At 63.5% G+C, this 19,223-nt stretch carries 14 protein-coding genes; 11 read left to right on the top strand and 3 right to left on the bottom strand.

The window, feature by feature from the left end; translation table 11 throughout:
- Positions 1-4: 4 nt before the first annotated feature.
- Together R3355_RS09220 and R3355_RS09215 are read right to left on the bottom strand one after the other, a co-directional pair.
- Positions 5-1,162, bottom strand: a complete 1,158-nt coding sequence (locus R3355_RS09220; RefSeq protein WP_318960944.1) for a PLP-dependent aspartate aminotransferase family protein — start codon at positions 1,160-1,162, stop codon at positions 5-7.
- 59 nt (positions 1,163-1,221) lie between these two features.
- Complete coding sequence (locus R3355_RS09215; protein ID WP_318960943.1) at positions 1,222-2,586, bottom strand: cystathionine beta-synthase; 1,365 nt, start codon at positions 2,584-2,586, stop codon at positions 1,222-1,224.
- A 299-nt stretch (positions 2,587-2,885) separates the two neighbouring features.
- Here R3355_RS09215 and R3355_RS09210 point away from each other — a divergent pair, with 299 nt between their 5' ends.
- From R3355_RS09210 to R3355_RS09190, 5 genes are read left to right on the top strand one after another with little or no spacing between them, the layout of a single operon-like run.
- Entirely contained in the window at positions 2,886-4,349 is a 1,464-nt protein-coding gene (locus R3355_RS09210) for a cytochrome c oxidase subunit II (protein ID WP_318960942.1), read from the top strand.
- A 41-nt stretch (positions 4,350-4,390) separates the two neighbouring features.
- Complete coding sequence (gene ctaD / locus R3355_RS09205) at positions 4,391-6,166, top strand: cytochrome c oxidase subunit I (RefSeq protein ID WP_318960941.1); 1,776 nt, start codon at positions 4,391-4,393, stop codon at positions 6,164-6,166.
- Positions 6,163-6,852: a cytochrome c oxidase subunit 3 gene (locus tag R3355_RS09200; protein ID WP_318960940.1), complete on the top strand. Its 690-nt coding sequence runs from the start codon at positions 6,163-6,165 to the stop codon at positions 6,850-6,852. Before ctaD ends, R3355_RS09200 begins: the two co-directional genes overlap by 4 nt.
- A gap of 4 nt (positions 6,853-6,856) precedes the next feature.
- Positions 6,857-7,564 (top strand): heme-copper oxidase subunit III family protein, encoded by a 708-nt coding sequence (locus R3355_RS09195; protein WP_318948959.1) that lies wholly within the window; start codon positions 6,857-6,859, stop codon positions 7,562-7,564.
- A gap of 37 nt (positions 7,565-7,601) precedes the next feature.
- A complete protein-coding gene (locus R3355_RS09190; protein ID WP_318948960.1) occupies positions 7,602-7,940 on the top strand; it encodes a cytochrome C oxidase subunit IV family protein in 339 nt (112 codons plus the stop codon).
- 32 nt (positions 7,941-7,972) lie between these two features.
- On the opposite strand, the gene R3355_RS09185 is transcribed toward R3355_RS09190, so the two are convergent.
- Positions 7,973-8,527 carry a magnesium transporter gene (locus R3355_RS09185; protein WP_318960939.1) on the bottom strand — a complete coding sequence of 185 codons (555 nt, stop codon included), beginning with the start codon at positions 8,525-8,527 and terminating at the stop codon, positions 7,973-7,975.
- Between the two features lie 730 nt (positions 8,528-9,257).
- On the opposite strand from R3355_RS09185, the gene R3355_RS09180 reads away from it, so the two are divergent.
- The 6 genes from R3355_RS09180 to cobA all read left to right on the top strand — a co-directional run bounded on the left by R3355_RS09180 (position 9,258) and on the right by cobA (position 18,994).
- Positions 9,258-10,469 carry a nitrate/nitrite transporter gene (locus R3355_RS09180; RefSeq protein ID WP_318960938.1) on the top strand — a complete coding sequence of 404 codons (1,212 nt, stop codon included), beginning with the start codon at positions 9,258-9,260 and terminating at the stop codon, positions 10,467-10,469.
- A gap of 198 nt (positions 10,470-10,667) precedes the next feature.
- A complete protein-coding gene (locus R3355_RS09175) occupies positions 10,668-12,335 on the top strand; it encodes a bifunctional protein-serine/threonine kinase/phosphatase (protein ID WP_318960937.1) in 1,668 nt (555 codons plus the stop codon).
- Between the two features lie 273 nt (positions 12,336-12,608).
- Positions 12,609-15,062 (top strand): nitrite reductase large subunit NirB, encoded by a 2,454-nt coding sequence (nirB, locus tag R3355_RS09170; protein WP_318960936.1) that lies wholly within the window; start codon positions 12,609-12,611, stop codon positions 15,060-15,062.
- A complete protein-coding gene (gene nirD / locus R3355_RS09165) occupies positions 15,059-15,385 on the top strand; it encodes a nitrite reductase small subunit NirD (RefSeq protein ID WP_318960935.1) in 327 nt (108 codons plus the stop codon). Before nirB ends, nirD begins: the two co-directional genes overlap by 4 nt.
- Before the next feature lie 64 nt (positions 15,386-15,449).
- A complete protein-coding gene (locus R3355_RS09160) occupies positions 15,450-18,167 on the top strand; it encodes a molybdopterin-dependent oxidoreductase (RefSeq protein ID WP_318960934.1) in 2,718 nt (905 codons plus the stop codon).
- 89 nt (positions 18,168-18,256) lie between these two features.
- The gene (gene cobA, locus R3355_RS09155; RefSeq protein ID WP_318960933.1) at positions 18,257-18,994 is read left to right on the top strand and encodes a uroporphyrinogen-III C-methyltransferase; all 738 of its coding nucleotides are present in this window, start codon (positions 18,257-18,259) and stop codon (positions 18,992-18,994) included.
- Positions 18,995-19,223: the final 229 nt, after the last annotated feature.

Here is a 19,223-nt window from a genome sequence, read left to right as displayed (position 1 = left end):
TCGGCTAAACAGCTATGGCCGCCAACGCCTGCTGCAGATCGCGGCGCAGATCCTCGACATGTTCGATGCCCACCGACAGGCGCACCAGGTTGTCGCTGATGCCGAGCTGCGCCCGGCGCTCGGCGGGAATCGAGGCGTGGGTCATCTTGGCCGGCTGGCTGATCAGGCTTTCCACTCCGCCCAGGCTCTCGGCCAGGGTGAACAGCTGGGTGGCCTCGAGAAAACGCCGGGTGCCTTCGCTGTCGCAGGCCAGGTACAGGCTGATCAGGCCGCCGCAACCGCGCATCTGGCGCACCGCCAGCTCGTGCTGCGGATGGCTGCTCAGGCCGGGATAGAGTACCGACGCCACCTGCGCTTGCTGCTCCAGCCAGGCGGCCAGCTCGCCGGCATTGGCGACGTGGCGTTGCAGGCGCAGGGCCAGGGTGCGCATGCCGCGCAGGCAGAGGAAGCTGGAGAAGGGATCGAGGATGGCGCCCACCGAGTTCTGCAGGAAGGCCAGCTGCTCGGCCAGTTCCGCGCGGTCGGCGATGGCCACCAGCCCGGCGATCACGTCGGAGTGGCCATTGAGGTACTTGGTCGCCGAATGCACGACTATGTCGAAACCGTGTTCCAGCGGCCGTTGCAGGTAGGGCGAGGCGAAAGTGTTGTCGGCCACGGTGAGGATGCCGCGGGAACAGCCCAACTGGCCGACCAGCGCCAGGTCGCAGAGTTTCAGCGTCGGATTGGTCGGCGTCTCGACCCAGATCATCCGCGTTTCGGGCCTGAGCGCGGCGGCCAGGCTGGCGGCGTCGGCGTCCGCCGGCACGTAGCTGACCTGCAGACCGGCACTGGGCTTGCGCACCCGCTCGAACAGGCGATAGGTGCCGCCGTAGAGATCGTCCACCGCGACTATGTGGCTGTTCGCCGGCAGCAGTTCCAGCACCGTGGCGCAGGCCGCCAGACCCGAGGCGAAGGCATAGCCGTGGGCACCGCCCTCCAGTTCGGCGATGGCCCGTTCCAGCGCCTGGCGCGTGGGGTTCTGGCTGCGCCCGTATTCATAGCCGGCGTGCACCCCCGGCGACTGCTGACGGAAGGTCGAGGTGGCGTAGATCGGCGGCATCACCGCGCCGGTCCAGTCCGGCTCGTAGCCGGCGTGCACGGTCAGGGTTTCGAATTCGCTCATGCTGGCTCCTGCATTCATCAAGTCCGGGCACGGCCAAGGCCGCAGGATGGGGCGGGCCTCTAGCGCAGGGTGCGGCGCCAGAGGTTGAGCACATCGCTCTTGGTGATCAGGCCGAGGAAACGACCCTTCTCCACGATCAGCGCCACATGGCCCTCGTCGAAGGTTTGCAGCAGGCGCTCCAGCGGCACGTCCGGGTCGAGGGTCTGCAGGTTGCTGACCATCGCTTCGCGCACCGGCAACTGGAAATGCGCGGGGGCGTCCTTGACCGCGCGCAGCAGGTCCCACTCGTCGATCAGGCCGATCACCCGGTCGCCCTCCATCACCGGTACCTGGTCGATGTCGTGGAAGCGCATGCGTCCATACACCGCCGCCAGGGTTTCCTCGGGTTTGCAGGTGACCGTGGTGCCTTCCTCGTAGCGCCGGGCGATCAGGTCGCGCAGGTTGCCCTGCTTGGGTCGTTCGATCAGGCCCTGGTCGAGCATCCAGTAGTCGTTGAACATCTTCGACAGGTACTTGTTGCCGCTGTCGCAGGCGAAGGTCAGCACCCGCTTGGGCGTGGTCTGCTCACGGCAGTAGCGCAGCGCCGCGGCCAGCAGGGTGCCGGTGGACGAGCCGGCCAGCACGCCCTCCTCCTTGAGCAGCAGGCGCGCGGTGTGCAGGCTCTCGGCATCGCCGATGCGGTAGGCGCGCCTGACCAGGGCGAAGTCGGCGATGGCCGGCACGAAGTCCTCGCCAATGCCCTCCACCAGCCAGCTGCCGGCCTCACCGTACTGCCCGGTCTCGACATAGTCGGCCAGCACCGAGCCTTCGGGGTCGGCCAGAACCATCTCGACCTGCGGCGCCACCTTCTGGAAGAAATGGGTCAGGCCGCCGAGGGTGCCGCCCGAGCCGACGCCGACCACCACCGCATCGACGCGCTGCTCCATCTGTCGCCAGATTTCCGGGCCGGTGCCGCTCTCGTGCGCCCAGGCATTGGCCGGGTTGTTGAACTGGTCGATGTAGAAGGCGCCCAGGGTCTGCGCGGCGATGCTGCGGGCCAGGTCCTGGTAATAGTCGGGGTGGCCCTTGGCGACATCCGAGCGGGTCAGGCGCACCTCGGCGCCGAGGGCCTTGAGGTGGAAGATCTTCTCGCGGCTCATCTTGTCCGGCACCACCAGCAGCATGTGGTAGCCCTTCTGCGCGGCGACCAGGGCCAGGCCCAGGCCGGTGTTGCCGGCGGTGGCCTCGATGATGGTGCCGCCCGGCTTGAGCGCGCCGCTGCGCTCCGCGGCCTCGATCATGCTCAGGGCGATGCGGTCCTTGATCGAACCGCCGGGGTTCTGGTTTTCCAGCTTGACGAACAGCTGGCACGGGCCCGTGTCGAGGTGGGTAAGCGGCAAGATCGGGGTATTGCCGATCATGTCGAGCAAGGGATTGGCGGACATCGTCTTGGCCCTCCGCGACCCTGTCGATCGCATTGCCGAGTCGGAATGACGCCTTAACTTATAGGTGCTGCACCAGCACACGGCCAATCCGCCCGACCGGCGACCCCTCGCCTGGCACACCTCCGGTTGACTTGGGCAGCGGGACTTTTCCTCCCCTATACTTCCCCCAGCGTTGCTCGCCGGCCTACTGCCAATGCCTGGCGCGACGCAGGATGAATTGCTGGCCGAATTTATTCGACCTTGCTGTTTGGCAGGATGTTTGTGTAGCCAGCGTGCGACAGGAACAGGATGCAAAACACATGGTATTTGCAATTGTCTTGGTGCTAATCGTTGTGGCATCGGTACTGTTCCATGTACTGAGCCCTTGGCAGGCAACGGCGGCAGCCTCCAACTGGGGTTCGATAGACGCCGCACTGTTTATCACCCTGCTCATCACCGGCATCTTCTTCATCGCCGTCACCCTGTTCATGGCGCTGGCGATCATTCGGTACCGCCATAAAGAAGGACGCCGGGCGGCCTATCAGCCCGAGAACAAGAAGCTGGAATGGTGGTTAATCGGCGTCACCAGCGTCGGCATCATCGGCTTGCTGGCACCGGGCCTGGTGGTTTACCACGACTTCGTCCGGGTTCCGGCAGACGCCCACGAACTGGAAGTGGTCGCCCAGCAGTGGCAGTGGTCTTTCCGCTTTCCCGGCCAGGACCGCAAGTTGGGCAAGTCGGATGTGAAATGGATCGGCAGCAGCAATCCCCTCGGTCTCGACCCCAATGACCCCGCCGGGCAGGACGATGTGCTGATCCGCACCAATCAGGTGCGCCTGCCACTCGATCGACCGGTGAAGGTGCTGCTGCGCTCCAAGGACGTGCTGCACAATTTCTATGTCCCGCAAATCCGCAGCAAGATGGACATGGTTCCCGGCATGGTCTCCTACTTCTGGTTCACCCCGACCCAGCTCGGCAGCTATGACGTGCTCTGCGCCGAGTACTGCGGCCTCGCCCATTACAATATGCGCGGCAACATGATCATCGAGGAACCCGCGGCCTTCGAGCAGTGGCTGAACAACCAGCCGACCTTTGCCCAGACCCTGCGTAGCGCCGCCAAACCCAGCCGTGAAAGCGTGCTGGAGCAGGGCCGCCAGTTGGCGCAGAACTCCGGCTGCCTGGCCTGCCACAGCCTGGATGGCAGCGCCAGTCTAGGCCCGGGCTGGAAGGACCTGTACGGCCGCACCGAGCAACTGGCCGACGGCAGCAGCGTGCAGGTCGACGAGGCCTACCTGATCGAATCGATCCTCGAACCCAAGGCCAAGCTGGTGCAAGGCTACCCGCCGGTCATGGTGCCCTACACTTTCAAGCAGGAGGAGCTGGATGCGTTGCTCACCCTGATCAAGTCGCTCAGCGGCGCGACGCCAGACGAACAGGCTCCGGCCGGCGCAGCGGCAACCCCCGATGTTCTGGTGGCGCAGGGCCGGCAACTGGCCAGTTCCCTCGGCTGCCTGACCTGCCACAGCGTCGATGGCAAGCCGGGGGTCGGGCCGACCTGGCTGGGTCTGTACGGCAAGACCCAAAGCGGGGCCGACGGCACCCCGCGGGAGATCGACGAGGCCTATCTCAAGGAGTCCATTCGCGATCCCGGCGCGGTGGTCGCCCAGGGCTTTACCCCGGTCATGCCGGCCTTCGAACTGACGGATGATGAACTCGACGCCTTGGTAGCGTTGATCAAGTCCACAGCCGGCGAAGGCGACGGCACACCGGGAGCAGCACCCTAAGCCGCCAATATGCACTCAACCCTCACCCGGAGGATGATGTGATGGCCTACGCGGAACAGGTCGAAACAGAGGCTCTACACGAACCCAAGAGCTTCCTGACCCGCTATATCTGGAGCCAGGACCACAAGGTAATAGCCATTCAGTATGCCTTGACGGCGATCTTCGTCGGCCTGATCGCCCTGGTCTTGTCCGGCCTGATGCGCATGCAACTGGGTTTCCCCGGCAGTATCGGGTTCATGGACGCCGGCGCCTATTATCAGGCGATGACCATGCACGGCATGATCATGGTCATCTACCTGCTGACCGCCCTGTTCCTCGGCGGCTTCGGCAACTACCTGATCCCGCTGATGGTGGGCTCGCGCGACATGGTCTTCCCCTACGTCAACATGCTCAGCTACTGGTTCTACCTGCTCTCGGTGGTGATCCTGCTCGCCAGCTTCTTCGCCCCCGGCGGTCCCACAGGCGCGGGCTGGACGCTCTACCCGCCGCAGTCGATCACCCAGGGCACCCCGGGAACCGAATGGGGCATCGTGCTGATGCTGGTGTCTCTGGCGGTGTTCATCGTCGCCGCCACCATGGGCGGCTTGAACTATGTGACCACGGTGCTGCAGGCGCGCACCCACGGCATGACCCTGATGCGCATGCCGCTGTCGGTCTGGGGCATCTTCATGGCCTCGATCCTGGCCCTGCTGGCCTTCCCGGCATTGTTCGTCAGCGCGGTGATGATGCTGTTCGACAAGCTGCTGGGCACCAGCTTCTTCATGCCGGCGATCATCTCGATGGGCCAGTCGCTGGAGCACCAGGGCGGTAGCCCGATCCTGTTCCAGCACCTGTTCTGGTTCTTCGGCCATCCGGAGGTCTACATAGTCGCCCTGCCCGCCTTCGGCCTGGTCTCCGACCTGATCAGCACCCATGCACGCAAGAACATCTTCGGCTACCGCATGATGGTCTGGGCGATCATCGCGATCGGGGTGCTCAGTTTCGTGGTCTGGGCGCACCACATGTACGTCAGCGGCATGAACCCCTACTTCGGCTTCTTCTTCGCCACCACCACCCTGATCATCGCGGTGCCGACCGCGCTGAAGGTCTACAACTGGGTGCTGACCCTGTGGCAGGGCGACATCCACCTGACCGTGCCCATGCTGTTCTCCCTGGCCTTTATCCTCACCTTCCTGGTCGGCGGCCTGACCGGGCTGTTCCTCGGCAACGTGATCGTCGACATCCCGCTGTCGGACACCTATTTCGTCGTCGCCCACTTCCACATGGTCATGGGCGTCGCCCCTATCCTGGTGGTGTTCGGCGCTATCTACCATTGGTACCCGAAAATAACCGGGCGGATGATGAATGAGCGCCTGGGCAAGCTGCACTTCTGGATCACCTTCCTCGGCACCTACGCCATCTACTTCCCCATGCACTACCTGGGTTTCCTCGGTATGCCGCGGCGCTACTACGCCTACGAGGACTACGCCTTCATTCCGCAGTCGGCGCAGGACCTCAATGCCTTCATCACCGTGGCCGCCCTGATCGTCGGGGTGGCCCAGCTGCTGTTCCTGTTCAACCTGTTCTGGAGCGCCTTCAACGGCAAACCCGCCGGCGGCAATCCCTGGAAAGCCACCAGCCTGGAATGGCAGACGCCGCAGACCCCGCCGGTACACGGCAACTGGGGCGCCAAGCTGCCGGTGGTGCACCGCTGGGCCTATGACTACAGCGTACCGGGGATTGAACAGGATTTTGTGCCGCAGACGGTGTCCGCCGAGGAGCTCGAGGGGATGAAACGACGCGGCGCCGAGACCGCGCCTACGGGTGAAAAACCATGAACCGGCTGCTTTTGAGAAACACCGCCAGCATCGACCCCAGTGGCAGCTGGCATCCAGACGCGGGTATCCCTAGCCCTGCCGGAGCTGACAGGGCGCACACCGCGAAAGTCGGCCTGCGCCTGTTTCTCGTGGTGGTCAGCTCGCTCTTCCTGCTGTTCCTGGTCGCCTTCATCATCCGCGCGCAAGTACCCGACTGGCTGCCCCTGACCGAGCCGCTGGCGCCCCTGGCCCACACCGGCGCGCTCTGGCTGAATAGCGCCGCGCTGATAGGCGCCAGCATCGCCCTGCAGTGGGCTCGCGTGGCCGCCCGCCGGGGTAACGCGCAGGCGACGCTGGCCGGTTTCGCCTTGGGCGGGGTGCTGGCGATCGTCTTTCTGCTCGGCCAACTCTGGGTCTGGCAGCTATTCGCCGCCTGGGGCTATTTCGTCGCCAGCAACCCGGCCAACAGCTTTTTCTACCTGCTGACCGGCCTGCACGGCCTGCACCTGCTGGGCGGCCTGGTGGCCTGGGGCAAAACCCTGGGTAAGCTCTTGCGGCACGCGCCCCTGGCGCGGCTCGCCAGCAGCGTCGAACTCTGCGCCATCTACTGGCATTACCTGTTGGGGCTTTGGCTACTGCTCTTCGCCCTGCTGACCAGTACACCCGAAACCTATGAGGCCATCGCCGCATTCTGCGGCCTGAGGTGAAGCCATGGCAGCGCACTCAGCACCACCCACAGATCACCCAGCGCTTGCGCCCGATGCGTCTGCCGCGGGCTGGCAGGGTATCGCAGGCGACTGGTCGTCGGATAAGGATGCGTTCAAGCAGGTGCCCTGGGGCAAGGCGATGATGTGGATCTTCCTGCTCAGCGACACCTTTATCTTCACCTGTTTCCTGACCGGCTATATGGCGGTGCGCATGACCACCATCGAGCCTTGGCCGAACACCAGCGAGGTCTTCGCCCTGACCATCGCCGGCAACCACATTCCACTGATCCTGATCGCCATCATGACCTTCGTGCTGATCAGCAGCAGCGGCACCATGGCCATGGCGGTCAACTATGCCTACCGCCGCAACCGCGGCAAGACCGCCGCCCTGATGCTGGCCACCGCCTTCTGTGGCGCGGCCTTCGTCGGCATGCAGGCGTTCGAATGGAGCAAGTTGATCGCCGAAGGCGTACGCCCCTGGGGCAACCCCATGGGTGCGGCGCAGTTTGGCGCGAGCTTTTTCATGATCACCGGGTTCCACGGCCTGCACGTGTCGATCGGCGTGCTCTACCTGTGCATCGTCGCGGGGAAAGTCTTGCGCGGGGACTACGAGCGCTCCGGCAACTACCAGAACGTCGAAATAGCCGGGCTGTACTGGCACTTCGTCGACCTGGTGTGGGTGTTTATCTTCGCTTTCTTCTATTTGTGGTAGCGCTTAACGCCAGTAACGCTGCGGAGGAGCATTAGCCATGACCACACAAACAGGACAACAGCATCCGATCAGCCTGTACCTGAAGATCTGGGGACTGCTATTCGTCCTCAGCACCCTGTCCTATCTGGTCGACTACTTCCACTTCGCCGGTTATCTCAGGTGGTCGCTGATCATCACCTTCATGCTGCTGAAGGCCGGGTTGATCGTTGCCATCTTCATGCACATGGCCTGGGAGCGCCTGGCCATGGTCTACGCCATTCTGGTGCCACCCCTGTGCCTGCTGGTGCTGGTGGGGCTCATGGCCAGCGAGGCGGATTATATCTTCCTCAGCCGGGTGATCTTCTTTGGCCAAGGCATAACCGCGGAATCACCTTGATGATCCCGCGATTGCGATCTGTGCACGCGTTGCTAGATCGTCCGCTTGAACTGATGCCACCTGTGCAACCAGGCCACGATCCAGTGGGGGGCTGCGGATCCCGTTCCGGCGATCTGCAGCTGCGGATGATGGTTGACGACCTGCTCCAGCAGCGCTTCCTGCTCCGGCTCAACATCGACGAAAAAGACGTGTTTGCCTTCCTGCAGATTTTTCCTGAAGCGGCGGAAGTGGGAATTCGGTACCTGGATACCGAAAAAGCCACCTTCCCAAGTGCAAAAACCCAGCAGCACGATCGCCAGGAAGATAAAGGGTACCCATCCCGCAGCGCTTGCGGTCCAACCCAGCAGATAGGCGCCGCCTAGCACCAGCGCGGCCAGTACCACACCGACGACCGCACCTATCTCGCCTGAGTGGACAACATCCTGCTTCATGAACGAGGGCACATCGTGCAAGTGATGTCGCTCAACTTCGGCATCCTTTTCGCTGAGCACATGAATCTGCTCGGTACTGATGCCCTTGGCCTCCAACTCCTGTTCAACGGTTTCGAGTTCGTCGAGATTGTCACTGGTGTAATAGTGCCGATTCATGACCTACCTCCCATCTCGCATAGCTGCAATCGCCCCTCCACTGCCGCGATCGCCCGAAAGTCACAGTCAGAGCCCAACATGGGTGAATGAAAGGTCCCTGCTTTTCGATCAAATCCAAGTATAGCACCGTGAAATATTCACAAAACCTAAAAAGTCAAGGCATAAAATAAAAAACAGCCACGAACACTCCATGTAGAGCCTGTGCTATCGATTCAGGCCATCACCGCAGCAAGCGGCCTTTCTGACCAATGGCTCCATGCCGGCGCTTTCCGGGAACCAACCGTGCTTGCAATCGCACCACTGCGCCCCGACACATCGCCCCATCTCGGCGCACAAATAGGTAGCTGGCCCCTTTTTGCACCACAAAGGAACGGATCGTTATCTACCCGACCCCCGAGAACCGCTGATTCGTTGTGTTGGCTTGGCTCTTGCTAGGAGATGACCATAGGCAGCCAATGGCGGCTGCTCTCACGAACGACAAAGACGTCGCCTCACCCTCGCCCACGTGCGAACGGTGATGCGGCGTTTTTTGGTTTCCGCCCCAACGCCCGGGGATGGTGGTTTCTCTGTGATCCAGAGGTTCTGCTTGTCACTCTCTCAACCCAGCTGTGGCCTCGGCCGCAGGGCCTTGCACCACAAGTGCAGTGCCTCCCCGGCGGGTGCGGGCGCCGTGTCCACGACCACGACGCAGTGCACCCGGCCGGGACCCTTTTTGCTGACGAGGTATTCGATGAACAAAAGTTTCTGGAAAGCCGGCCACACTCCAACGCTGTTTGCTGCCTTCCTCTATTTCGACTTGAGTTTCATGGTCTGGTACCTGCTTGGCCCATTGGCCGTGCAGATCGCCACCGATCTCGACCTGAGCGCACAACAGCGCGGCCTGATGGTGGCGACGCCAATCCTCGCGGGCGCCGTGCTGCGGCTGCTGATGGGTTTTCTGGCCGATCGCCTGTCGCCCAAGACCGCCGGCCTGATTGGCCAGGTGATAGTCATAGTCGCGCTGTTCTGCGCCTGGAAAATCGGCATTAGCAGCTACGAACATGCCTTGTTGTTCGGCCTGTTCCTCGGCTTTGCCGGTGCCGCCTTCGCCGTGGCCCTGCCCCTGGCGTCGCAATGGTATCCGCCGGAGCACCAGGGCAAGGCCATGGGCATCGCCGGTGCGGGCAACTCCGGCACCGTATTGGCCGCCCTGTTCGCCCCAGGCCTGGCGGCGCTGTTCGGCTGGCAGAACGTGTTCGGCTGGGCCCTTATCCCGCTGCTGGCCACCCTGCTGATCTTCGCCTTTATGGCCAAGAACTCGCCTGAGCGGCCCAAGCCGAAGGCCGCGTCCGACTACCTGAAAGCCCTGGGCGACCGCGACAGCTGGTGGTTCATGTTCTTCTACAGCGTCACTTTCGGCGGTTTCATTGGCCTGGCCAGCGCGCTGCCTGGTTATTTCAACGATCAGTACGGCCTCAATCCGGTGACCGCCGGCTACTATACGGCCGCCTGCGTCTGCGCCGGGAGCCTGATGCGTCCGCTTGGCGGCGCCCTGGCCGACCGCATCGGCGGCATCCGCGCCCTGCTGGTGATGTACACCCTCGCCTCGCTGAGCATTGCCGCCGTCGGTTTCAACCTGTCCAGCTCAACCGCGGCCCTGGCTCTGTTCGTCTGCGCCATGCTCGGCCTGGGTGCTGGCAACGGCGCAGTCTTCCAGTTGGTGCCACAGCGCTTTCGCCGGGAGATTGGTGTCATGACCGGCCTGATCGGCATGGCCGGCGGTATCGGTGGCTTTCTCCTGGCCGCAGGCCTGGGGGCGATCAAGCAACAGACCGGCGACTACCAGTTGGCCCTGTGGTTTTTTGCCAGCCTCGGCGTACTCGCCTGGTTCGGTCTGTATAGCGTCAAACGCCGCTGGCGCACCACCTGGGGCTCGGCTGCAGTGACTGCCGCCCGGGTGTAATTGCAAAGCATGTAGGGTGGATCGACAAAGCGCGATCCACCCTACGCCCAACCACTGGAGAGTTGAGGCAAAGGTGGGGCTGACCGGCAGAACTGCATCGCACTGGTCAGGAACGATGGGTGAAGCCGGCAACGGCCAACCCGGCAACCATGCCCCGGCCCCGCCTTTGCCTCAGCCCTTCCCCTCAGGAACATCGCCATGGCCCTGCAGTTCACCTTTGGCGAAGCCAGTGCCACCGGCCCGCGTCCAGAGAATCAGGACGCCATTCGCGTGGTGACCCCAACCCCAGCCCTGGCGGCGAGCAAGGGTTACCTGTTCGCCCTGGCCGACGGTGTCAGCCAATGCGCCGACGGCGGCCTGGCAGCTCGAGCGACCCTGCAAGCGCTGGCCCTGGACTACTACTCCACCCCGGAAACCTGGGCGGTGGCGCAATCGCTGGATCGCCTGCTGGTCGCGCATAACCGCTGGCTGCAAGCCAATGGTGGCGGCCAACCGCTGCTGACTACCCTCACCGCCCTGGTTCTGCGCGGCCGGCGCTTCACCCTGGCACATGTCGGCGACTGCCGCGCCTATCGCTGGCACCAGGATCAGCTCGAGCGCATCAGCGAAGAACATGTCTGGGAACAACCGGGCATGCAACATGTGCTCAAACGCGCCATGGGCCTGGATCAACACCTGGTGGTGGACTACCTGGACGGCGAGTTGCGCGAGGGCGAGAGCTTCCTGATGGTCAGCGATGGCGTCTGGGCGACCCTCGGCGACCCGGGCATCCAGCGCATCCTGCACGATGAACAGGACCCCAGCGCCGCGACCCGCGCGCTGGTCAGTGCCGCTCATCTGGCCGGCAGCCAGGACAACGCCAGCGCCTTGCTGGTGAGGGTCGAAGGCCTGCCAGAAAGCGCCCTGGCCGATACCCTGGCACAACTCGAGCACTGGCCCTTGCCGCCGAAGCTGCGCGAAGGCCAGGACTTCGAAGGCTGGCAGGTCGAGCGCCTGCTGGCCCAGTCGCGCCAGTCGCTGGTCTACCGCGTGCGCGATGGCCAGGCGCGCCGCTGGCTGTTGAAGACCCTGCCCGCCAGCCGTGCCGACGAACCACAAGCAGGCCCTTCATTGCTGCTCGAGGAGTGGTTCTTGCGCCGGGTGGCCGGGCGCTATTTCGCCGAAATCCATCCCCTGCCGCAACGCCAGCACCTGTACTACGTGCAGCGCGAATACGCCGGACAGACTCTGGCCGAACAACTGCGCCTGTCCGGCCCCCTTGGCCTGCCCGAGTGGCTGGATCTCGCCCCGCGCCTGGTCAGAGCCCTGGGCATGCTGCACCGGCGCAACATTCTGCACCGCGACATCAAGCCGGAAAACCTGCTGTGGGGTGACGACGGAGAACTGCGCGTGCTGGACTTCGGCCTGGCCTACTGTCCCGGCCTGTCCCGCGACGAGGCTAACGACCTGCCCGGCACCCCCAGCTACATCGCCCCGGAGGCATTTGCCGGCGTCGCACCCAGTACCCAGCAAGACCTCTATGCGGCGGGAGTGACCCTCTACCACCTGCTTTCCGGCCACTACCCCTATGGCGAGATCGAGGCTTTCCAGCATCCACGTTTCGGCAACCCGACGCCGGCCAACCGTTATCGTCCCGACCTGCCGAACTGGATCGACGAGAGCCTCAATCGCGCCGTCAGCGCCGATCCCAAACAACGCTACGAGACCGCCGAGGAGTGGCTGCTGGCCCTGGAACAGGGTGAACGTCAGTCACTGACCAGCAGGCCGCGTCCCTTGCTCGAACGCGAGCCGGTGAAAGTCTGGCGAACAGTGGCGTTGATGTCCTTGCTGTTGAACCTGGTTCTGCTGGTGCTACTGCTCAAGTAGCCCGGCAAACGCACCAGAACGGCGCGCCACGCCTTATACCAGTGCGACAAGGCAGCCATAGAGCAGCGAAAAACCGCTCTACCCCGCGAATATCCAGGCACTCAAAAAGTTGGCACAAGCCCTGCATTGGTATTGGCAAATTTAAATCAAGTGTCTCCTTCAACGATGAAGGCCGCACTTCCCGAGAGAACGGGACTTGGACAAAGGCGTCCTCGCTAGGTGACTAGCGGGACGCCTTTTTTGTTTTCCGGTTATGCATGACGGTGAGGAACCATGAAAAAACTCAAGCTGGTAATGATCGGTAATGGCATGGCCGGAGTTCGTACCCTTGAAGAGCTGATCAAGCTCGCCCCGGACCTGTACGACATCAGCGTGTTCGGTGCAGAGCCACACCCTAACTACAACCGCATCCTGCTTTCCCCGGTACTGGCCGGCGAGCAGACCTTCGAGGAAATCGTGCTCAACGACCTCAACTGGTACGCGGATAACGGCATCAAGCTATTGCTCGGTCGCAAAGTGGTGAAGATCGACCGCAAGGCCCGCGTAGTCGTGGCCGATGATGGCAGCGAGGCCGAATACGATCGCCTGCTCATCGCCACCGGCTCCAATCCCTTCATCCTGCCGATTCCCGGCAAGGACCTGGAGGGCGTGATCGGCTACCGCGATATCGCCGACACCCAGACGATGATGGACACCGCCAAGACCCATAAGCACGCGGTGGTCATCGGCGGCGGCCTGCTCGGCCTGGAAGCCGCCAACGGTCTCAAGCTGCGCGGCATGGACGTGACCGTGGTGCATATCGGCGACTGGTTGCTGGAACGCCAGCTCGACGTCACCGCCGGTCGTCTGCTGCAGCAATCGCTGGAAGACCGCGGCCTGAAATTTCTCCTGCCCAAGCACACCGCCGAGCTGCTGGACAACGGCGAAGGCCGGGTCTGCGCGGTGAAGTTCAAGGACGGCGAGGTGATTCCCGCCGACCTGGTGGTGATGGCCGCCGGCATCCGCCCCAACAGCGAGCTGGCGGAACAGTCCGGGATCGCCTGCAACCGCGGCATCCTGGTCAACGACACCATGCAGACCTACGACCCGCGGGTCTATGCGATCGGCGAATGCGCCAGCCACCGTGGCATCGCCTACGGCCTGGTGGCGCCGCTGTTCGAGCAAGCCAAGGTCTGCGCCAACCACCTGGCCCAGCTCGGCTTCGCCCGTTATAAGGGCTCGGTAACCTCGACCAAACTCAAGGTAACCGGCATCGATCTGTTCTCCGCCGGCGAATTCATGGGCGCCGAAGGCACCGAGACCATCACCCTGTCCGACCCCATCGGCGGCGTGTACAAGAAGCTGGTGATCAAGGACGACGTACTGGTCGGCGCCTGTCTGTATGGCGACACCGCCGACGGCGGCTGGTACTTCCGGCAGATCCGCGAGAACCACAACGTCAGCGAGATCCGCGACCACCTGATGTTCGGCGAAAACGCCATTGGCGATGCCGGCCACCAGGGCCAGAGCAGCACCGCCAATATGCCCGACGACATGGAGGTGTGCGGCTGCAACGGCGTGTGCAAGGGCACCATCGTCAAAGCCATTCAGGAAAACGGCCTGTTCAGCGTCGACGAGGTGAAGAAGCACACCAAAGCCGCCAGTTCCTGCGGCTCCTGTGCCGGCCTGGTCGAGCAGATTCTGATCAACACCGTGGGCGGCGCGGCGGACGTCAAGCCCAAGAGCGAGAAAGCCATCTGCGGTTGCAGCGATCTCAACCATGGGCAGATTCGCAAGGCCATCCGCGAAGAACACCTGACCAGCATCCCCGCGGCCATGGCCTTCCTCAACTGGAGCACGCCGAACGGCTGCGCCACCTGCCGCCCGGCGCTGAACTACTACCTGATTTCCACCTGGCCGGGCGAGGCCAAGGACGACCCGCAGTCGCGCTTTATCAACGAGCGCGTCCACGCCAATATCCAGAAGGACGGCACCTACTCGGTGATTCCGCGGATGTGGGGCGGCGTGACCAATGCCGCCGAGCTGCGCCGCATCGCCGATGTCGCCGACAAGTACAACGTGCCCATGGTCAAGGTTACCGGCGGTCAGCGCATCGACCTGCTGGGGATCAAGAAGGACGACCTGCCGGGCGTCTGGAAAGACCTCGACATGCCGTCCGGCCACGCCTACGGCAAGTCCATCCGCACCGTGAAGACCTGCGTCGGCAGTGAGTTCTGTCGCTTCGGCACACAGAACAGCACGCAGATGGGCATCGACCTGGAACACGCGCTGTTCAATATGTGGTCGCCGCACAAGGTCAAGCTGGCGGTCTCCGGTTGCCCGCGCAACTGCGCCGAATCCGGGATCAAGGACGTCGGCATCATCGGCGTCGATTCCGGCTGGGAGCTGTATATCGGTGGCAACGGCGGGATCAAGACCGAAGCCGGTGAGTTCTTCGTCAAGCTCAAGACCGCCGAAGAGGTCATGGAGTACAGCCTGGCTTTCCTCCAGCTCTACCGCGAAGAAGCCTTCTACCTCGAACGCACCGTGCACTACATGCAGCGCGTGGGCATGGAGCACATCAAGAAAGCCGTGCTGGACGACGCCGAGAAGCGCAAGGCACTGCACGCTCGCCTGCTGTTCTCGCTGTCCTTCGAACAGGACCCGTGGAAGGAACAACTGGCCAAACCGCAACTGAAGAAAGAATTCGACCGCATCGCCCTGCGCGAATTGGAGGTGCAAGCATGAGTTGGCTGGATATCTGCTCCCTGGAAGAAATCAACCCGCTGGGTTCGCGCATAGTCGCCGGGCCCAAGGGCGACATCGCCATCTTCCGTACCTCGAACGACGAGGTGTTCGCCCTCGACGACCGCTGTCCGCACAAGGGCGGACCGTTGTCCCAGGGTTTGATCTACGGCAAGCGCGTGGCCTGCCCGCTGCATAACTGGCAGATCGAACTGGAGTCCGGCGAAGCGGTAGCTCCGGATGTCGGCTGCGCACACCGGCATGCAGCGAAAGTCGAAAACGGCCGGGTACTGCTGACCCTGAACACCGCGACCGAATGTGCCTGACAGGTCCGATGTAGCCCGGGCCTGTTCGGCCCGGCCTATGGGATTACCGCAGAGAGATGACGCCATGACCCACTCCCATCAGATCACTGCCTCCACCTGCTGCTACTGCGGCGTGGGCTGTGGTGTGCTGATCGAACATGACGGCGAGAAAATCCTCGGCGTCCAAGGCGATCCAGACCACCCGGCCAACTTCGGCAAACTCTGCAGCAAGGGCTCGACCCTGCACCTGACCGGCGACCTCGACGCCCGCGCGCTCTATCCCGAGCTGCGTCTGGGTAAAGGCTTGGCACGTTCGCGCACGGAGTGGGACAGCGCCCTGGATCATGCCGCCAACGTCTTCGCCGAGACCATCCGCGAGCATGGCCCCGACAGCGTGGCCTTCTACATTTCCGGACAACTGCTGACCGAGGATTACTACGCCTTCAACAAGCTGGCACGGGCCCTGGTCGGCACCAACAACATCGACAGCAACTCGCGCCTGTGCATGTCCTCGGCGGTGGTCGGCTACAAGCGCAGCCTCGGTGCCGACGCGCCGCCGTGCAGCTACGAAGACATCGAGCAGAGCGACTGCGTGCTGATCGCCGGCAGCAACATGGCCTATGCCCACCCGGTGCTGTTCCGCCGCCTGGCAGAAGCCAAGGCCAAGCGTCCGGACATGCAGGTCATCGTCATCGACCCGCGGCGCACCGACACCTGCGACCTGGCCGACCTGCACCTGCCGATCCAGCCCGGCAGCGACGTCGCACTGTTCCACGGCATTCTGCATATCCTCATGTGGGAGGGCTGGATCGACCGCACCTACATAGACGCCCACACCGAAGGCTTCGAGGCACTGAAAACCCTGGTGCGCGATTACAGCCCGCAGATGGTCAGCGAGCTGTGCGGCATCAGCCAGGACAGCCTGCAGCAATGCGCACGGATGATCGGCAGCGCGCCGAGCTTCCTTTCGCTCTGGTGCATGGGCCTCAACCAATCGAGCAGCGGCAGCGCGAAAAACAGCGCCCTGATCAACCTGCACCTGGCCACCGGCCAGATCGGCAAGCCCGGCGCTGGCCCCTTCTCCCTCACCGGCCAACCGAATGCCATGGGTGGTCGCGAAACCGGCAGCCTGTCCAACCTGCTGCCCGGCCACCGCGATGCGGCCAATGCCGAACACCGCGCCGAAGTCGCCCAGCACTGGGGCGTCGACGCCCTGCCGGAAAGCACCGGCCTGACTGCCATCGAACTGTTCGAGGCGGTGCGCGTCGGCAAGGTCAAGGCCTTGTGGATCGCCTGCACCAACCCGGCGCAATCCATGCCGGACCAGAACAAGATTCATGAAGCACTGGCCGCCTGCCCGTTCGTGGTGGTGCAGGAAGCCTTCTTCACCACCGAGACCTGCCACTACGCCGACCTGCTGCTGCCCGCCGCCAGCTGGGGCGAGAAGGAAGGCACTGTGACCAACTCCGAACGCCGCGTCAGCCATGTGCGGCGCGCCGTGCCAGCACCCGCAGAGGCGCGGCCGGATTGGACGATCACCACGGATTTCGCCCAACGTTTAGAAAAACTGCTCCGCCCCGGCCTGCCCAGCCTGTTCGACTTCGCCAGCCCCATGGGGTTGTTCGAAGAGTACAAACACCTGACCGCCAAGCGTGATCTCGACCTGTCGGGACTCAGCTACGCGATTCTGGATAACCAAGGTCCCCAGCAATGGCCGTTCCCGGCCGGCGCTACCCAGGGTACTGCGCGCCTGTACGGCGATGGACATTACCCCACGGCAAATGGTCGTGCACAGTTTCATGCCGACCCCTACCGCGCGCCCAAGGAAAAACGCGAGGCGCGTTTCCCGCTGACCCTCAACACGGGTCGCCTGCGTGATCAATGGCACGGCATGAGTCGCACCGGCACCGCTGCGCGCCTGTTTGGCCATGTCGAAGATGCGCTGCTCAGCCTGCACCCGGACGAACTGCGCCGCCTGCGCCTGCAAGCCGGTGACCTGGTCAAGGTGCGCAGCCGCCGCGGCAGCCTGATAGTGCCGGTGCAAGCCGATGACTCGGTGCGTTCCGGCCAAGCCTATCTGCCGATGCATTGGGGCAATCGCTTTCTCAAGGGTTTGGGCACCAACGTGCTGACCCAGCCGGCGTTCGACCCGCTGTCGAAACAGCCCGAGCTCAAACATGCCGCCATCCTGGTGGAGAAGGTCGATCTGCCCTGGACCTTCTTCGCCCTGGTCGAAGGTGAGATACAAGCGCGTTTCCAGGCCCTACGCCCGCTATTCGAAGGCTTCGCCTACGCCAATCTGACGCTTACCGGACGCGAGCGCCCTGCTCTGCTGATTCGCGCAGCCGGGGCTGTGGCTCCCGAGCCTGAATTGCTGGCGCAGATCGACCGCCTGCTGGGTCTGCACGAAGGCCCGGTATTGGCCTATGACGACCCACGCAAAGCCGTCGGCAAGCGCGTGCGGATCGAGGATGGACGTATCGTCAGCCTGCGTCTGGCTGGGGAAACTGCCGCCCGCGACTGGCTGAAGAGCCTGTGGAGCGAAGGCCGGGCCGATGCCGACCTGCGCCGCTGGCTGCTCGCGCCGCTATCCACTCCGCCGGGTGCTGCCGCTGGCAAGAAAGCCGGCAAGACCCTGTGCAACTGCCTGAACGTCAGCGAAGACGCGGTCTGCGCCGGCATTGCCCGCGGCCTCGACCTCGACGGACTGCAGCAGGAACTGAAATGCGGCACCAGTTGCGGGTCCTGCGTCCCCGAAATCAAGCGTCTGCTGGTCAACCGGCCGGCGGCACTTAACGCATAACCCTAGGGTGCGCGGGGCCGCCTTGGCCATGCGCACCAGTAACCCAGGCAGTGGGTGCGCATGGCGCACCCTGCGACGAGGATCTAACTATGAGTGCAAAAGTCTGGCTGGTGGGCGCAGGCCCCGGCGACCCGGAATTGCTGACCCTCAAGGCAGTAAAGGCACTCAACCAGGCCGAGATCGTGATGATCGACGATCTGGTCAATCCGGCCGTACTGGAACACTGCCCAACAGCACGCATAGTGCCGGTCGGCAAGCGCGGCGGCTGTCGCTCGACACCGCAGGCCTTTATCCATCGCCTAATGCTGCGCTATGCGCGCCAGGGCAAGTGCGTGGTGCGCCTGAAGGGTGGCGACCCGTGCATTTTCGGCCGCGGCAGCGAAGAGCTCGACTGGCTGCAGCAGCACGGTATCGAAGTGGAGATGGTCAATGGCATCACCGCAGGGCTGGCCGGTGCCACCAACTGCGGCATTCCGCTGACCCTGCGCGGCGTTGCCCGTGGCGTGACCCTGGTTACCGCCCACACCCAGGACGACAGCACCCTGAACTGGCAAGCGCTGGCCCAGGGTGGCACCACCCTGGTGGTGTACATGGGGGTAGCCAAGCTGGCAGACATCCGCGATAGCCTGCTGGCCGGCGGCATGTGCGCCGATATGCCGGTGGCCATGATCGAAAATGCCTCGCTACCGCACCAGCGCGAATGCCGCAGTTCTCTGGCTGCGATGCAACAAGATGCTCTGGCCTTCCAGCTGAAAAGCCCGGCCATCCTGGTAATTGGCGAAGTCACTGCCGGACATCAAGCGCAAGTCATGGCTGCGATTGCCTAACTCCCTTCGCTCCTGCGGAGTAGTTCTTGCCCGGCTTACGCCGGGCTTTTTTCTGGACAAAGAAAAGGCGATGTCCCTGTCACGTGGCGCACGCAGCTTTTGCAGGCTACGCATGAGAAAGCGGTCGTTGCCGAACGGCCAGTGCTTGAGACGACCGAAGGGGGCGCAACGATGGAGCGGCCGTCTGACCATCACCTTCTGACTCGACCGGGGTCTTCATGCCTGCAAG

Origin of the sequence: Pseudomonas sp. (genome assembly GCF_033723075.1) — a bacterium.
Classification (GTDB): Bacteria; Pseudomonadota; Gammaproteobacteria; order Pseudomonadales; family Pseudomonadaceae; genus Aquipseudomonas.
The sequence above is the reverse complement of the archived record's forward strand: the minus strand, read 5'-3'. Positions and strand labels throughout refer to the sequence as shown.

What these genes read in the sequence shown, in the direction of transcription:
- R3355_RS09190 (WP_318948960.1), top strand. Translation starts at nt 7,602, where the DNA reads ATGACCACACAAACAGGACAACAGCATCCGATCAGCCTGTACCTGAAG.
- R3355_RS09175 (WP_318960937.1), top strand. Translation starts at nt 10,668, where the DNA reads ATGGCCCTGCAGTTCACCTTTGGCGAAGCCAGTGCCACCGGCCCGCGT.
- R3355_RS09180 (WP_318960938.1), top strand. Translation starts at nt 9,258, where the DNA reads ATGAACAAAAGTTTCTGGAAAGCCGGCCACACTCCAACGCTGTTTGCT.
- R3355_RS09220 (WP_318960944.1), bottom strand. Translation starts at nt 1,162, where the DNA reads ATGAGCGAATTCGAAACCCTGACCGTGCACGCCGGCTACGAGCCGGAC.
- nirD (WP_318960935.1), top strand. Translation starts at nt 15,059, where the DNA reads ATGAGTTGGCTGGATATCTGCTCCCTGGAAGAAATCAACCCGCTGGGT.
- ctaD (WP_318960941.1), top strand. Translation starts at nt 4,391, where the DNA reads ATGGCCTACGCGGAACAGGTCGAAACAGAGGCTCTACACGAACCCAAG.
- R3355_RS09195 (WP_318948959.1), top strand. Translation starts at nt 6,857, where the DNA reads ATGGCAGCGCACTCAGCACCACCCACAGATCACCCAGCGCTTGCGCCC.
- cobA (WP_318960933.1), top strand. Translation starts at nt 18,257, where the DNA reads ATGAGTGCAAAAGTCTGGCTGGTGGGCGCAGGCCCCGGCGACCCGGAA.
- R3355_RS09200 (WP_318960940.1), top strand. Translation starts at nt 6,163, where the DNA reads ATGAACCGGCTGCTTTTGAGAAACACCGCCAGCATCGACCCCAGTGGC.
- R3355_RS09210 (WP_318960942.1), top strand. Translation starts at nt 2,886, where the DNA reads ATGGTATTTGCAATTGTCTTGGTGCTAATCGTTGTGGCATCGGTACTG.
- nirB (WP_318960936.1), top strand. Translation starts at nt 12,609, where the DNA reads ATGAAAAAACTCAAGCTGGTAATGATCGGTAATGGCATGGCCGGAGTT.
- R3355_RS09160 (WP_318960934.1), top strand. Translation starts at nt 15,450, where the DNA reads ATGACCCACTCCCATCAGATCACTGCCTCCACCTGCTGCTACTGCGGC.
- R3355_RS09185 (WP_318960939.1), bottom strand. Translation starts at nt 8,527, where the DNA reads ATGAATCGGCACTATTACACCAGTGACAATCTCGACGAACTCGAAACC.
- R3355_RS09215 (WP_318960943.1), bottom strand. Translation starts at nt 2,586, where the DNA reads ATGTCCGCCAATCCCTTGCTCGACATGATCGGCAATACCCCGATCTTG.